13 protein-coding genes are annotated in these 14,931 nt (G+C 69.6%); 5 read left to right on the forward strand and 8 right to left on the reverse strand.

Annotation, left to right across the window (positions count from 1 at the left end):
* Window positions 1-205: 205 nt before the first annotated feature.
* The gene (locus tag ACFXMF_RS14195) at window positions 206-1,069 is read right to left on the reverse strand and encodes a hypothetical protein (RefSeq protein WP_360319077.1); all 864 of its coding nucleotides are present in this window, start codon (window positions 1,067-1,069) and stop codon (window positions 206-208) included.
* 453 nt (window positions 1,070-1,522) lie between these two features.
* Here ACFXMF_RS14195 and ACFXMF_RS14200 point away from each other — a divergent pair, with 453 nt between their 5' ends.
* Window positions 1,523-1,843, forward strand: a complete 321-nt coding sequence (locus tag ACFXMF_RS14200; RefSeq protein WP_360319079.1) for a carboxymuconolactone decarboxylase family protein — start codon at window positions 1,523-1,525, stop codon at window positions 1,841-1,843.
* Window positions 1,844-1,956: 113 nt separating this feature from the next.
* Here the strand turns inward: ACFXMF_RS14200 and ACFXMF_RS14205 are convergent, their stop codons facing one another.
* Window positions 1,957-2,610, reverse strand: a complete 654-nt coding sequence (locus tag ACFXMF_RS14205; protein WP_360319081.1) for a GAP family protein — start codon at window positions 2,608-2,610, stop codon at window positions 1,957-1,959.
* 178 nt (window positions 2,611-2,788) lie between these two features.
* Here ACFXMF_RS14205 and ACFXMF_RS14210 point away from each other — a divergent pair, with 178 nt between their 5' ends.
* Complete coding sequence (locus tag ACFXMF_RS14210; protein ID WP_379991356.1) at window positions 2,789-4,405, forward strand: MFS transporter; 1,617 nt, start codon at window positions 2,789-2,791, stop codon at window positions 4,403-4,405.
* 43 nt (window positions 4,406-4,448) lie between these two features.
* Here ACFXMF_RS14210 and ACFXMF_RS14215 read toward each other — a convergent pair whose 3' ends face one another.
* The 6 genes from ACFXMF_RS14215 to ACFXMF_RS14240 form a co-directional block, all read right to left on the reverse strand.
* Window positions 4,449-5,282 carry a class II glutamine amidotransferase gene (locus ACFXMF_RS14215; protein ID WP_360319085.1) on the reverse strand — a complete coding sequence of 278 codons (834 nt, stop codon included), beginning with the start codon at window positions 5,280-5,282 and terminating at the stop codon, window positions 4,449-4,451.
* A gap of 87 nt (window positions 5,283-5,369) precedes the next feature.
* Complete coding sequence (locus ACFXMF_RS14220) at window positions 5,370-5,753, reverse strand: PLDc N-terminal domain-containing protein (RefSeq protein WP_360319087.1); 384 nt, start codon at window positions 5,751-5,753, stop codon at window positions 5,370-5,372.
* A gap of 421 nt (window positions 5,754-6,174) precedes the next feature.
* Window positions 6,175-7,512, reverse strand: coding sequence for a hypothetical protein (locus tag ACFXMF_RS14225; RefSeq protein ID WP_360319089.1), 1,338 nt, complete (start codon window positions 7,510-7,512; stop codon window positions 6,175-6,177).
* A 331-nt stretch (window positions 7,513-7,843) separates the two neighbouring features.
* Window positions 7,844-8,128 carry an SHOCT domain-containing protein gene (locus ACFXMF_RS14230; RefSeq protein ID WP_360319091.1) on the reverse strand — a complete coding sequence of 95 codons (285 nt, stop codon included), beginning with the start codon at window positions 8,126-8,128 and terminating at the stop codon, window positions 7,844-7,846.
* Window positions 8,129-8,171: 43 nt separating this feature from the next.
* Window positions 8,172-8,615 (reverse strand): DUF6325 family protein, encoded by a 444-nt coding sequence (locus tag ACFXMF_RS14235; RefSeq protein ID WP_379991357.1) that lies wholly within the window; start codon window positions 8,613-8,615, stop codon window positions 8,172-8,174.
* Window positions 8,616-9,378: 763 nt separating this feature from the next.
* On the reverse strand, window positions 9,379-9,903 hold the full coding sequence (locus ACFXMF_RS14240) for a hypothetical protein (RefSeq protein ID WP_360319095.1): 525 nt from the start codon (window positions 9,901-9,903) through the stop codon (window positions 9,379-9,381).
* A gap of 391 nt (window positions 9,904-10,294) precedes the next feature.
* On the opposite strand from ACFXMF_RS14240, the gene ACFXMF_RS14245 reads away from it, so the two are divergent.
* The 3 genes from ACFXMF_RS14245 (at window position 10,295) to ACFXMF_RS14255 (ending at window position 14,773) form a co-directional block, all read left to right on the forward strand.
* The gene (locus ACFXMF_RS14245) at window positions 10,295-11,146 is read left to right on the forward strand and encodes an SAM-dependent methyltransferase (protein ID WP_379991358.1); all 852 of its coding nucleotides are present in this window, start codon (window positions 10,295-10,297) and stop codon (window positions 11,144-11,146) included.
* A 223-nt stretch (window positions 11,147-11,369) separates the two neighbouring features.
* Entirely contained in the window at window positions 11,370-12,656 is a 1,287-nt protein-coding gene (locus ACFXMF_RS14250; RefSeq protein WP_360319097.1) for an Ig-like domain-containing protein, read from the forward strand.
* A gap of 1,127 nt (window positions 12,657-13,783) precedes the next feature.
* Window positions 13,784-14,773, forward strand: a complete 990-nt coding sequence (locus ACFXMF_RS14255) for a phospholipase (protein WP_360319099.1) — start codon at window positions 13,784-13,786, stop codon at window positions 14,771-14,773.
* Window positions 14,774-14,931: the final 158 nt, after the last annotated feature.

The raw sequence follows: 14,931 nt of genomic DNA on the forward strand, positions 1-14,931 counted from the left end.
GTCGCCGCGGCGTCGACGACGTCTTCGGGCGGACACCACGAGCCTGCCGCCGAGGTCGGCACGGTGACAGGGCCGCGTTGCCCGGCGGACAGGGCCGTTCGACCCGGTTCGGCGCACACCGCGCGGGGGAGCGCCGGCGGCCCCGGCGGCCGTGGTGACCACCGGCGTTCGGGCCGCGACTTTCAGTCGATCGCCGGTGCGGTGATCATCGAGCCGAGTCCTCGGGCCGATGGTGCAGGGGCCGTTTGCGCACGGTGCGCCAACGCGACCGCGTCTGATCGACGATGTCGTCCCACTGGCGCCGGACCTCGTCCTGGGACGGGCGTTTACCCTGACGGATCCGGGCGAGTTCCTCCTGCACCTCCCGCCCCACCGCCGCCGACACGACGAGGATGAGCATCACACCGAAGAGCACCGTCGCCATCCCGAAGACCGCGCCGGCCGCGCCGTGGCGCGAGGCGTAGGAATTGAACAGGGGCGGCAGATAGATGGTCGCGACCACCGAATAGGCCGCGGTCAGGACCGCCGCGGCGGCGGCGAACGGAAGCAGGACCGTCCCCGAAAGCCGTTTCGCGGTGAGCATCGAGCCGCTCCAGACGAGAAAGACCGTGGTCAGTGGTACTTCGCACACCGCAGCGGCAAGCCCCAGGCGTCCTCCGCCCAGGACCACGTAGAGCCACCCGGTCAGCGCCAGGTAGACGCTGAGCGCGCAGATCCACCACAGGCCGTTGCGGGTATTGCGCACACCGAGCGGTTTCAGGTCCCAGGCCTGTTCGAACAGTCGCTGTATGGTCCGGGAAAAGCTCAGCACCGAGATGGTCAGGAACACCGTGCCGAAGACACCGACCCCGGTACTCGTGGTTTCGGCGGAGAATACCGACCTGACGGCCTCGGCACCCGCACCGGTGAGCCCGTAGCGGTTGATGATGCGATCGGCGGCCTCACTGCCGAAGACGGCACCGCTCAACACCGTGAGCGGGATCAGCGCGGTCAGGGCACCGGAGGCCAGAGCCATCGAACGATCGAAACCAGCGATCTTCTGGAACCGATTGAGGACACGCAGCAGCAAGGCGGGACGCAGCCAGGATGCCTGCGTCCGGATGAGCGGTTCGCGGTCGATTCCCGCCCTCCACCGGTCGAAGGTTCCATGTCGCGAAAGGCGAGCCTAGGGGACGAACAGTCGCGAAGCGGGCACGACACGGCGACGAGGCGTCGTCGCCGTCGGTGTTCGCCGCACGCGCATGCGCGCCGATCGCGAAGGGATTCGCCCGCCGTACGAACACGAGACCGGGGAGCAAATCCCGCCGCCTTCCGCCGCGTTCGCGTCGCCATGAATCCCGCCGGCGCGGACGATGCCACCGGCCCGATGGTTCGGCCCCGCGGACACCGCCGTCTCGCCGAGGTGCCTTCGGGGACGTGCGGTTCTAGGGTCGAAAGAGGGGGATCGCAGGCCGGCGTGCGTGCGCGCTCCATCGGGGCGCGTGACGCCCGCCGGGCACCGCATTCGGCAAGGAAGATCATCATGACTACATCGCCCGACACGCCCGTCCTGGACACCCTGGCCGCCATGACCCTCGACTCGGTGGAACGATGCGGCCTGACGCGGGAAGCCCTGATTCTCACTCGTATCGCCGCTCTCGTCGCCATGGACGCGCCGCCGGTGTCCTACGTGGCCCATTTCGAGGCCGGCTCGGAGGCGGACCTGAGGCCGGAGCAGATCCAGGACGTCCTGGTGGCGATCGCGCCCGTGGTCGGCACCGCGCGAGTGATGACCGCGGCCTCCCACATCGCCGAGGCCCTGGGTATCGAGATCGCCGCTTCGATCCGCGAATCCGAGGGCTGAGCCCCCGGTTTCGACGCGCCGATACGCCGCTCGGGGGTTCGCACGCGGTCGAGTGCGCGAAGCGGCCGTGCCCGGTCTCCCCGGTGGCCCCGGTGTGTTCGGGGTGGCTGCGGCTATGCGAGTTTGACGAGTTCGTACGTGCTCTTCGCGGCCAACCACAGGCCCAGCAGCAGCGACAGGATGACGATCGCCTGGTCCTGGTGGGTACTGATGGCGGTACGCAGCCGCCCGAGTTCGTCTTGTGCCCGGGCCGGTGCGAAGGTCGCGTACAGCTCCATCCCGAGCAGAGTGGCCGAGGCGAGCAGGAAATAGCCCATCAGGGCCACGAACGTGACGGCCGAGGACAGGTTCGCGTTCATCACGGTGGCGCCGCCGGCGGCGACCATCGCCCACGGCTGGAGCAGGACGGCGAGCCCGGCCGCGGTCCACCGGGAAACACGGTCCAGCCGGGCCATCCACCTCGGGTTCCCCCGGGAACGGGTGACGCCCTTGCGTCGTTTGCGCTCGCCGTAGACCACCAGCGCGATGCCCACGGTCAGCTTGATCACCAGACCCGTCGTCGAGGGCGCGCTGTGTCGCGAAGGCGGGTTGCCCCCGGTCAGCAGCAACACCGCCGCGACCACCACGACGAGTTCCACGAGCCAGGTCAGGGTGAACACGAGCCCGTGCAACAACCCCCTGTCCGCGGACAACAACAGAATGAACGCGGAGTTGTGCATCGGTCCCAGGGTGATGGCCGTTCCGATGAGGACGAGATCAAGGACCATGGTTGTCCTCACGTGGGTGATGGTGGAGCGGAGTCGTGCGCAGGCTTCGCCGCACTCGGTACCACCCCTCGGGCCTCGTTACACAACACTTCGAGGTCGGCGCCCGCCATCCGGCCATCCGGCTGACGTCGCGGCGCGGTGGATCGGCCCTCGCACGCGACGTTGGGACCATGTGGCCATGACAGCCGCGATGGACAAACCGGTGCGTTCCGCAGGGCCACGACTGGTGTTGATTCCGCTTGTCCTGGGGCAGTTCCTGATGGCACTGGACAGTTCCGTCATGAACGTGTCGATCGCGACGGTGGCCGAGGACGTGGGCACGACGGTGACCGGGATCCAGGGTGCGATCACGGCCTACACACTCGTGATGGCGATGCTCATGATTCCGGGGGGCAAGATCGGCGGGCTCATCGGTCGTCGGCGCGGGTTCATGATCGGGTGCGGCATCTACGGGTGTGGTTCGCTGACCACGGCGCTGGCCCCGAACCTGTCGGTGTTGCTGCTGGGTTGGGCGCTTTTGGAGGGAGTCGGCGCGGCGCTCATCCTGCCCGCGATCGTGGCGCTGGTGGCGGGAAACTTCCCGGCGGAGCGGCGCCCTTCCGCGTACGGGCTCGTTGCCGCGGCGGGGGCCGTGGCGATCGCGGCGGGCCCGCTGATCGGTGGTGTGGCGACGACCTACTTCTCCTGGCGCTGGGTCTTCGCCGGCGAGGTGGTGCTCGTGGCGGTGATCCTGGTACTCGCGGCCCGGGTCGCCGACGCGCCGGTCGGCGCGCGGGAGCGCCTGGACGTCGTCGGCGCGGTGTTGTCCGCCGCCGGGCTCGGGGTCTTCGTATTCGGCGTGCTCCGGTCGGCCGAGTGGGGGTGGTTTCGGCCGAAGCCCGACGCGCCGGCCTGGTTGGGGGTCTCGATGGTCGTGTGGCTGATGTTGTCCGGAGTGGCCCTCGTCCTGCTCTTCCTGTCCTGGGAGACCCGGCTGTCGGCCCGGGGCGGGGATCCGCTCGTGGATCCGTCGATGCTGCGCAATCGGCAACTCACCGGCGGTCTGACGATGTTCTTCTTCCAGTACCTCGTGCAGATGGGCGTGTTCTTCGTCGTTCCGCTCTACCTGTCGATCGCGCTGGGCCTATCGGCCTTGGCGACCGGTGCGCGTATCCTGCCGCTCTCGCTCACGCTGCTGGCCGCCGCGATCCTGATCCCGCGCTTCCTCCCGGACGTCTCGCCGCGACGCGTGGTGCGACTCGGCGTCCTGGCACTGCTCGCGGGGGCGGTCGCCATGATGGCCGCGCTCGACGCGGACGCGGGCCCCGAGATCGTCACCGTGCCGCTCCTGCTGATCGGACTCGGCATGGGCGCGTTGGCGTCGCAGCTCGGATCGGTCACGGTATCCGCACTCCCGGACGAACGGAGCGCGGAGGTCGGCGGCGTGCAGAACGCGGTCACCAACCTCGGCGCCTCGATCGGCACGGCGCTCGCCGGGTCGTTGCTGATCGCCGCCATGACCTCGTCGTTCCTGGCCGCCATCGAGCGGAACCCGGCGATTCCGGCGTCGGTCACGAGCCGGGCGACCGTGGAACTCGAAGGCGGCGCGCCCTTCCTGTCGGACGAGCAACTCGACTCCGCCCTCGACAAGACCCACCTGACGCCGGAGGTGAAACAGGCCGCCATCGAGGAGAACCAGGCAGCCAGACTCGACGGCCTGCGGGCGGCGCTCGCCGTCCTCGCCCTCAGCGCTCTCCTCGCCCTGTTCTTCACCGGGCGCATCCCCACGACCCAACCCCGCTCGGCGCGGACGTAGCGATCCCGGCCGCGCCTGCCGCTGGTGGTGGAAGCGGTGGACGCTATGCGGGCAGGGGTGTGAATTCGAGCAGTTCATCCGTTCCGGGCTGCACGATGCCGCAACTGCCGTCGGGGACCTCGTTCCAGGCCCCGGGCAGATCGCCGGGCGGTTCCGACACGACCAGGCGAGTATCGTCGGATATTCCGCGCAGGAACCCGGTATCGGGGTGCAACGCTCGCAACGTTTCCACGCGAGTGCTGTAGAAAAGCGAGCGTGAGGCTTTTCGGCTGGAGTAGCGGAAGGTCCACAACCGTTGTCCGTCGCTCAGCGCGACCGTCATCTGCAGCGGGAACTCCACGTCGTGCCGGTGACCGATGCGTTCCACCAGACCGGCCATCCGCGCGACGGCCCCCGGCGGGTCCTGCTCCAAGCCGTGTGTCAGGGCCAGGAAGAACATCAGCTCGGAGTCCGTGGATCCCTCGATGTCCGGGAAGAGTTGCGGATCGACGGCCAGGGCGAGGTCCCGCTTCACGCGGTGGAAATCGGCGATGGCGCCGTTGTGCATCCACATCCAGCGCCCGTGTCGGAACGGATGACAGTTGCTTTGTTGCACCGCGGTCCCGGTCGACGCCCGTATGTGAGCGAAGATCAGCGGAGAGCTGACGTGCTCGGCGATCTCCCGGAGAGTACGGCTGCTCCACGCCGGACCGGTGTCCCGGACGAGCGCGGGAGCGTCGATGCCGGGCACGTACCACCCGACGCCGAACCCGTCGCCGTTGGTGGTCTCGACGCCCAACCGAGAGTGCAGACTCTGGTCGATCAGCGAGTGCGTCGGTTTGTACAGGATGTTGTCGAGTAGTACGGGCGTTCCCGTGTAGGCAAGCCATCGGCACATCGGCTGTCGCCTCTCGGTCTCGTGTCCGGGCGGCGTCCCGCGACCCGGTGGTGCGTGCCCGGAGGCTGTCCCGCCTCGGCCGCGGCCTCAGGCCAGGATCTTGGCCTTGGCTCGTTCGTACTCCTCGACGGTGAGGTCACCGTCGTTCCTGAGCTCGGCGATGCGGGCCAGTTCCTCGGACGTGCCCGGTGTGGCCGCGGCTTCCCGCACATAGGAGCGGAATTCCTGTTGTTGCTGCTCGACCCGGTGGCGGTCGCGTTCGCCCATGCCGCGCCCGCGGGCGACGAAGTACACGAAGACGCCGATGAACGGCAGGATCACGCACAGGACCAGCCAGCCCGTCTTGGCCCATCCACTGAGGGAGTCGTCGCGGATGATGTCCCCGAACACGTGGAAGAGGAGCATGATCCAGAGGATCCACAGGAAGAACCAGAGCATGGTCCAGAACGCGTTCAGGAGTGGATAGTCCATTGTCGGTCTCCTTCGCTCGACCCCGGTGGGATCTGCAAAAGTCGGGACCGCCCCCCGGCATGCCATCCGGTATCCGTGGGATACGCCGCTGGATGCCGCCCGGGATTTTCGCCTTCTCCGGCGTGCTCGCCACCGCCCGGGCGCTCCGCGCGACTGTGCGGACACCGATGCTCGCACCGTACGGCGGCCTGGTATCAAGTCTACGGCGGCACCCGCTCGTCCACCTCATCCGAAGCGGCTGAGCAGCGGGCCCCGACCGGCGTGCCCCGCCACGCGACCGGAAGGCGACCCGACGGCCGCCGAGCGAGCCGCGGCGGACACCGAAATCGGCCGGACCCGGGCGTGGGCGGGTGGGATCGCGACCGCGTCGTGCCCGGGGTCCGTCACGCTCGTCGCCGGACCCGATCCGGGGTCGAACGGATCACGGCGTACCGCCACCGACCGGACCCGGCCGCCCGTTCGTGGTCTGTGTCCGTGAGAGCGTCGTTCGTCCGGTCGCGGCCAACAGCGCGATGATCGCGAGCAGAACCAGGAGTACGACCACGAGCAGCAGGATCGTCAGCCCGGTCGGGTGGTTCCACAGCGCGAACCACAGGGCGATGACCAGGAGCGCGCCGATGGCGAGCCACCGACGGTGAGCGGCCACCCAGGTGCCCGTCCTCCCCGTGTGCAGCCCGTGGGTGTCGGCCCACCGCGCGACGGAGTCGGCAGCACGCTCCATCGATCCGCGCAGGGCCAGCGGCAGTCGCCCCGGCCCGGACAGGTAGGCGCCGATGGCAACGACCAGACCCAGGACGATCCCGGTGCGGAGGCTGTTCTTCAGGAAGCGCAGCAGTGTGTCGAAGATCGCCGAGGCCGCGGCGGGGGACTGCACCTGAGCGGGCAGGTGGTCCAGATAGAAGCGCCGCGCGATCACCAGGGCGATGGCCACGACCAGGCAGCCGAAGGCGGCGCCGAGAGCGGTGGTGACCAGGGCCCGGCGTCGACGCCGGGCCAGGAGTACCCCGATCGCGCCGAGGACGACGGCGATGATGGGCAACCAGTTGCCGAGCACGTCGAGCGCGTGCGCCGCGTTCCTGAACTTCTCCAGCTTGTCGGACTGGACGAGGACCATTTGCTTGTCGACGTCGGGAATCTTGTCCGCAGGGCTGACTCCGGCGTTCACGAGGTCCTGTTTGACCGAGTCCACGGCGGCGCCGACATCGAGGGTGACGGTGCCCTCGTCGACCCCGACCGCGCCCCGCCCCTTGCCGGTGAGCGCGTGGTCGAGCGCCGAATGCGCGGTGCGGTTGGCGCTCTTCCAGACGGTCTCGAACCTGTCGCTCCGGGCGAAACGCGTCGCCGCCTTGTGGGCGGCCTGGGTCGCCGCGTCGTCCAACTGCGGTGCCAGCGACTTCACGGCGTTGCCGACCCGAGGCGGCAACCCCTGGGACTCCAACCAGGCCGCAAGGTCCGAGGTGACCTGTTTGCCGTCGACCCGAACGTCGACCGCCTCGGTGATCCGGTCGGCGATCGCGGCCTCGATCGCGGGGTTCGACGCGAGCGGGGCGACCGTCGAGACGTATCGATCGGTGTTCAGCACGATGTCGTGCACCCACACGGTGATCAGCGAGACCGGTACCAGGACGCAGGTGAGCGTGATCAACACTGCCGAGACGATGCTCATCGCGATCCGCCCCGCGCGCGAGCCCCGGTGGTGGTCCGGCACGTGGTCGGCCCGGGCGGACCCGTCGTGGGGCGGCTCTGACTGCGTACTCATGTCACTCTCCGGGCGGCTGCGGAAGAATTGCCGTACACGGCTTGAATATGTGCAGAGCGTACCGAGTCATGCACTCCGAGTTACGCCACCGGGGCGGGTGGAAGCCGAGGTTTCGGTGCTTGCGACCGGGCGGGGGTTCCGTGATGTGCGTCCCGCGTGGGGCTTGTGAACGGGCATCCGCCGTGCCGTCCCACGAGCGTCCGGCTCCGCCGATAGGTCACGATCAGGGCGATCCCGATGGCGGCGCCGGACGGGCCGCTCGTGTGGATCGAGGCCCGCCCGGTGCCGCGCCGCAGGCGCTTCCGGCGGGCCGATGTCCTCCGACCCGAGGTCAGGAGCCGAGGATCGTGGCCTTCTGAGCCTCGAACTCGCTTTCGCTGAGCACGCCTTGCTCCTTCAGTTCGCCCAACTCCTTGAGTTGGGCGAGCTTGCTGCTCATGTCGTCCGCCGGTGCGGGTGGGGCGGGTTCGGCGGCGTAGGCGGGTTGGGGCGCGGTCTGCTGTGATTCCTGCTGGGCCCAGCGACCGCCCTGGCGCCGGGAGACCCGGTTGGAGACCGCGGTGGCGGTTCCGGCGACGACGGCGGTGCGGGCGATGCCGCGAAGAAGGCCGGGCATGATCTGTCTCCTCACTGATGCGGGAACAGCGTTCGGAAGCGGCTCAGGCCCTGGCCTCGGCGGCGTCGAGAGACGCCACGATCTCCTGGACCGGGATACGCCCATTGGCGACGAGCCGGGCTCCGCCACGGCGCAAGGCGGCTGCGAGCGGGCCGGCCCACACGTTCTCGTAGACGAGGACTGCTGCCGAGTTGCCGGGCTCCAGCACCCTGCTCGCGTCGTCGATGTCGTCCTGGGCGAGCAGCCCCGAGGAGGCTCCCTCGAAGACGGCGAGGTCGAGGCGATCGTCTCCGGTCAGGTCGGCGAGTTCGACTCCTCGGACCGATCCGTCCGAGTCCTTGCGGATGAAGATCAGATCCAGCACCCGGATGATGCCGCGATCGACCAGATCGATCAGGAGGGGTAGGCCCTCGCCGGTCATCCGACTTCCGGGGAACTCGATCACCAGGTAGTCGATCGGGCCGGGCTCGTTGGGTTCGTTGCTCATGTGGGCTCCTCGTCCGGTCGGGTCGGGTCGTCGGAGTGTTTCGGTACGGTCCGCCTACGCGCTTTCGCGGCGGGGGATGGCTCGGGGACCGACCGGTGACCGTCACCTTCGTCATTGCAGCAGCGGACGGGTGGGGACGCATCTCGACTCTCGGCCGATTCCCGGGGTGGGGCAGCCCTGACTCGGCACGTGCGGCGTAGTCTCGCGCGCCGGTCGCGGAGGGTTCACGGCGAGCGCCGGCACGGACCGGGCCCGCCTCGTGTTGCCACACCTTCCGTCGCACGGGGGCACCCGACGGTTTCGACCACCGGCGACCGGGACGGACGTGGGTGTGGTGTGAGCCCACGTGCTCGTTCGGCCCGTCGGCGTGGTCTTCCGTGTTGCAGACACCGCCATCCTGGTTGCCGACACCGCCATCTTGCCGAGGTGTCGGGGACAGGCGGCCTCAGGGCCGAAAGGGGGAAGCGGAAGGTCGGCGCACCGTCGGTGCTCCATGCGGACGAATTCACCGCCCCGGGCCTCGAATCCCAGGGTCGGCCCGCCGGCTTCGACGCTCCGCATGCTCGGGGAGTGGGCAGGCCCCTGATCGCCGCCCTGGCCGGGATGCGTCGAACGGGTGTCGGCAGGCGGAGCGTTGCCCGCGTGGGGGTCGAGCCTCGCTTCGGACCGGTGCCGGGGCGGGGGCGCGGACGGCGGGACCGACGGGCGACAAGGCGACCCGGCATGCGTACCGCTGCGCGGCTTCGGGCGAACCGGGTGCCGGTCAGTGGCCCAGCGCCGCCTTGGCGGCGACGATGGTCAGGCCGAGGAGGAGGTTCACCGCGCCTTCGGCGGCCACCTGCTTGCGGCCGGCGCCGGCGGCGATGGCGCCGAGGGAGGCCCAGACGACCTGCTGGATCACGGCGATGCCGAGCGCGAGCCATGCGGTGGCGGCGAGTCCGAGGCCGAGGAGGGGGCTCACGGCCACGGTTACCGCGGGGATTACGGCGGCCTCGACGATGGACCGTTCGTGGCGTGCGACGCGGCGCAGTTCGGCAGGGGTGGGACGTGAGCCGCGGACGCGTTCACCGGCCAGGCGGGCGTAGACGTGGGCGGCCCAGAAGACGAGACCGGTGACGATGAGCAGGATGCTGAGTTCGAGTCGCGGGTACTGGCCCAGCGTCCCGGCGGTGGCCACCACGGAGGCCGCGAGCAGGGATCCGTAGACGGCACCGGCGTAGTCGGTCCGGGACGTGCGTGTCGCGCCCGAGTATCGCGATCTCTCCGACGCTCGGTGGGGGTGGGCCATTTCTCCACGGTAGAAGGCGGGAGCGGACGGCGCCTGTCGCGGTCGCGGGATCGCGGGTGACCGGCGCCGCCGTTCGGCGTCGGCACCGACCGGCGACCGGCGACCGGTAGGTATGCCACTCGTGTCGGTTCGGCGTGGACGGGCTTCGGGCTTCGGTGCCGTCGAGTCCCGAACGGGCGCCGGGGCTGTCGAGGCGGTCGGCCGGCGGCAGGCGCCTTCGACGGGGCCGGCGGCGATCGGCCGGCCGGCCGGAGGCGGGAGGTGATCTCGTGTCGCGGCGGGGCCACAGCATGGCAGGACATGGACTCGATCAAGCATCGGTTAGGCTGTGTCCGGCGTGTTCATATCGTGTGACGCGCAGTCAATCGCCTGATATACGTAGGGGATTCGCATGGCAGAGCGCCCGATCGACGCGCAGGATGAAGCCCGGGGCCAGGCCAGGGTCGGCCCGCCCGGCGGGTTCGATCTCACGGTTCCCAGCGTGGCGCGAATGTACGACTACTATCTCGGCGGCAAGGACAACTACCGGGCCGACCGAGAGGCTTCCGAGGAACTGTCCAAGGCGGCGCCGGGCACACGGGCGCTCGCGATCAACAATCGACGTTTCCTCCAGCGCGCGGTCCGGGTGCTGGCGAGCGAGTACGGCGTGCGGCAGTTCCTCGACCACGGATCCGGCCTGCCCACCCAGGACAACGTGCACCAGATAGCACAGCGCGTGGACCCGGCGTCGCGCGTCGCCTACATCGACCACGACCCGATCGTGCTGGCGCACGGACGCGCGATTCTCGCGGACAACGACCGAACGACCGTGATCACCGCGGACTTTCGGGACACCGACGCGATCATGGGCAACGCCGACGTGGCCAAGCTGATCGACTTCACCGAGCCGACCGCGGCGCTGTTCGTCTCGGTCCTGCATTGCCTGCCGGACAGCGACGAACCGGCGGCTCTGGTCGGACGCGTCATGGACCGACTCGCCCCGGGCAGCTTCGTCGTCATCTCGCACCTGGTCTCGGCGGATTCCGAAGTACGCGAGCGTCTGAGCGACTTCATGCTCACCGCTACCCAGGGCAATTGGGGGCGCGTCCGCGAGGCGGCGGACGTCGAGACGTACTTCAGCGGTCTGGAACTGCTCGACCCCGGCCTCGTCGAGGTCTCCACCTGGCGCCCGGACGGAACGCCCGGGCCGACCCAGGAGACCGCGGAATGGATCGAGTTCGGCGGAGTCGCCCGCAAGCTCTGACCGAGCCGGGTCGGCCGGACTTCCGGGTGGTGGGGTCGACAGGCGGGGTCGACAGGCATGCCCATGCCCAAGCCGGCCTGGCGGCGAACCTCCGCTGCTCACACCGTGGTTCGGGTGCTCCCGGTTCCCGGTTCGAGCGGTGATACACGTCATGCGCAGACCCCGTGACGTGTTCGGTGGCCGCGGTTGTCATTCCCTCGGGAACCACAACCGAGGAGAGCGCATGCCGAATACCACCCGAGAAGACCCGAGGAGGTCTCCGGCGCGGCGCGCCCGCCGCGTCCTGCCGGCGTTGGCGCTGTGCGTCGCCCTGTTGGGCGCAGGCGCGTGCAGCAGCGGCGATTCGAAGGACGACAAGGGCGGCAAGGGCCCCGGCGACGGCAAGTCCACCGCTCGGGCCAAGGATCCCGGCGGCGACGCGCCGAAGACGTCCAAGGCGGTGGTCACGGTCACCCCGCAGGACGGCGCGACGGGCGTGGCCACCGACGGCGCGCTCAAGGTCACCGCGACCGCCGGGAAGCTCACCGAGGTCGTCGTGAAGACCGCCGAGGGCACGGCCGTCGAGGGCGCCATCGCACCGGACGGGGCCAGTTGGGCCCCGTCGGCGGCACTGCAGACCGGAATGAAGTACGCGGTGTCCGCGAGTGCCACGGACGCTGCCGGGCTGGTGTCGGCGATGCAGTCCTCGTTCACCACACTCACCCCGGCGAACACCAACTACGGCTACTTCAACATCGATGCGAACGAGACCTACGGCGTCGGCATGATCGTGTCGCTGACCTTCGGCAAGGCGGTCACCGACACGGCGCTGGTCAACCGGTCGGTGACGGTCACCTCGGAGCCCGCAGTCGAAATCAAGGGTCATTGGTTCAAGGAAAATACGCGATTGGACTTCCGTCCGGAGAAGTATTGGCGGCCCGGCACCAAGGTCACCCTCCGGCTGGACCTGGACGGCAAGCAGACCTCCCCGGGCGTCTACGGCAAGCAGAAGAAGACCGTCACCTTCACCGTCGGTCGGGCGCAGACCAGCGTCGCGGACAGCAAGGCCCACACCCTCACCGTCACCCGCGACGGCGCGTTGCTCAAGAAGCTGCCGGCCAGCCTGGGCAGCGACGAATTCACCACCTACAACGGCAAGATGCTGATCATGGCCAAGGAGGGCACGATCCGGATGTCCGGGCAGAGCGTGGGTTTCGGCGCCGACTCGTACGACATCCCGGACGTCCCGCACAGCATGCGGCTGAGCACGAGCGGCACCTACGTGCACGGCAACCACTGGTTCAAGGACAAGGCGAACCCGCCGTTCGGCCGGTCGAACACCAGCCACGGCTGTGTCGGCCTGGAGGATGTGGTCGGCGGTGGCGACGCCGGCAAACCGGGCGCCTGGTTCTATGCGAATTCGCTGGTCGGCGACGTGGTCGAGGTGATCAACTCGCCGGAGCGGGTCATCGACGCGGACAACGGCTGGAGCGGCTGGACCTTGACGTGGGCCCAGTGGACCAAGGTCTGACCGGACCTGCTTGGGTCCGACCGGACCACGCCCCGATCCGGGCGCGGCGGCGACATCGCGGTGACGCAGGCGCCGGTGATGTCGCCGTCGACCAGGGGGCTCGGCCGCGTTCACGAGCGACGCGTCGGCGTCGGCCGGGTCCGGGAGCCGGTGGCCGAAGCCGCGGATCGTGTCCGCGCCCGAACCCGCTGTCGGACGTGGCATCGCGCTCCGGGCGCCCTACCGACCGGCGGGTCCCGGTGGGTCGGGGGCTGCGCACATACCGGTTCGGTGTCGGACGGGTGGTGGTGTGGGTGTGGGGCATCGAAACCACTGCGGTGGGACCGCGCCCGGCGACTTTCACACTCGCGCGTCCCGGGCGGGTCGGTCGCCCGGTGACGTAGCGGTAAGCCTTGTCGTTGTTGCCGTTGGGCTCCTGAGCGTGGTCGGGGTCGGGCGCGGCGGCGACGCGCTTGTGCATCGTGGTGGTGATGAAGTGGTGGCCGAGGGCCGCCGCCCGTGGATGCCCGAGCGGCCGACCGGTGCGGAGCGCCTCGGCGCCCTTGTCGTCCGACGTCCCCATGGACGGGTCGATAGCCGTTCGAGAGCCGGGGATGCCGCGACGGTGGTCGCGAAGTCGGCCAGGCCGAGTCGGATGAGCGCGGTGGCAGGGTGGTGCCGCGCAGGAGCCCGTCGATGTTGTGGCCGGTTGCGTTGCCGCCGTGTTCTGCGGAGCCCAGGTCCGAGCCGCGCCGGGTCGGGTGGGGGAGGCCGCGCGCGGCCTCCCCCGCACGAACCGGTGATTCTCCGAGTTCGTTTCGGCGAGCGGCCGGCCCGGCTGCCGCGCCGGTCGGGTATGCCGCCCGCGGTTGTTCGCAAGCGCATGCAACCCGATCCGTGGCCGCCGCGTGACGTTTGTGATGCTCACGTTGAAGAACCCGGCGTCAACAGCCGATGGACCAACTGCCAATGGCGTCACGGCGATTGCGGGCCCGACTCAGCCGGTCGGCTCTGCGGGCGAGCGTGCGCGCCGAACGTTGCGGCAGCCGATCCGGCGTGCACCCGCCCGCCGACGTCGACGCGGATGTCGACGCTCGGTGGTCGTGCGCCCCGGGACACCCGAATGACCCGAACGAAGGAGTAGCGTCTTGACCACTCACCCACGGCGTGGCACCAGGCCACGGCAATTGGCGGCGCTGGTGGCGGCCTTGTGCGGGTTTGTCGCCGTCACCCTGCTCGGTACGACTCCGGCGGCGGCGGCCGATCAGCGTCAGGCGATCTATGCCATCGCGCACCGGGTCGACACCCTGGACGGTGTGGACGCGGCGATCAACCACGGCGCCAACGCGATCGAGGTGGACGTCTGTGCCTGGTGGAATCCGAACGAATGGCGTGCCTGGCACGACTGTTCCTCGGCCGGCGAGAATCGGCTGGGCCCCAGCTTCGACAGCATGATCGACCGCATCCTCTCCAACGCCAACGCGGGACGCCGTCTGTCGCTGGTCTGGCTCGACATCAAGGACCCGAACTACTGCGGAGAGGCGCCGAACCGCACCTGCAGCGTCGCCGGACTGCGGGACAAGGCACAGCGCCTGACGGCCGCCGGCATCCAGGTGCTCTACGGCTTCTACGAGTACCACGGCGGCAACACGCCGGACATCGGCGGCCGGGGTTGGCAGAGCCTGGAGGGCAGGCTCGGCCCGCTGGAGGGCATCACCACGACCGGGACCCGCGATCAGGCCGTGAACGCGTTCAACCGATCCGGTTCCGGATTCCCGAACGGCAAGCGGGCGATGGACTACGGCGACAGCGACATCACCAAGGGGTTCGGCAACTGCACCGAGGCCACCTGGAATACCTGCGCGGAGCTGAAGAAGGGTGCCGGGGACCGCGCCGCCGGACGACTCGCGGCCACGTTCTCCTGGACGACCACCTACAACGACCCGTGGTACGTCGACAAGCTCCTCGGCAACGCTCGCGTGGACGGCATCATCGCGGGCTACGGCGCCTTCACCGGGGTACGCGACTACGACAACAATTGGCAGTGCGGCAACGCGGTCAAGATGGTCCGTGACTGGGTGAACGGACACAGCGGCACCCACCGCATGGCCAACAGCGGCGACCGCCTGTTCAGGTAGTCCCACGCGGTCCCGGGGGCGGGCGTGTGCCCCGGGGGACGGACCTGTGCTGTTTCCCGTCCTGCGGGTTCCGTCGGGGGGGGGCCTCGCGGCGGGGCGGGGCGGCCCAGGCGCGTGCGCAGGGCTGTGGTGGGGGGGGGGCTGTCGAGCCGCCGCTG

Source organism: Embleya sp. NPDC059213, from assembly GCF_042754445.1.
In the GTDB taxonomy this organism is placed as follows: domain Bacteria; phylum Actinomycetota; class Actinomycetes; order Streptomycetales; family Streptomycetaceae; genus Embleya.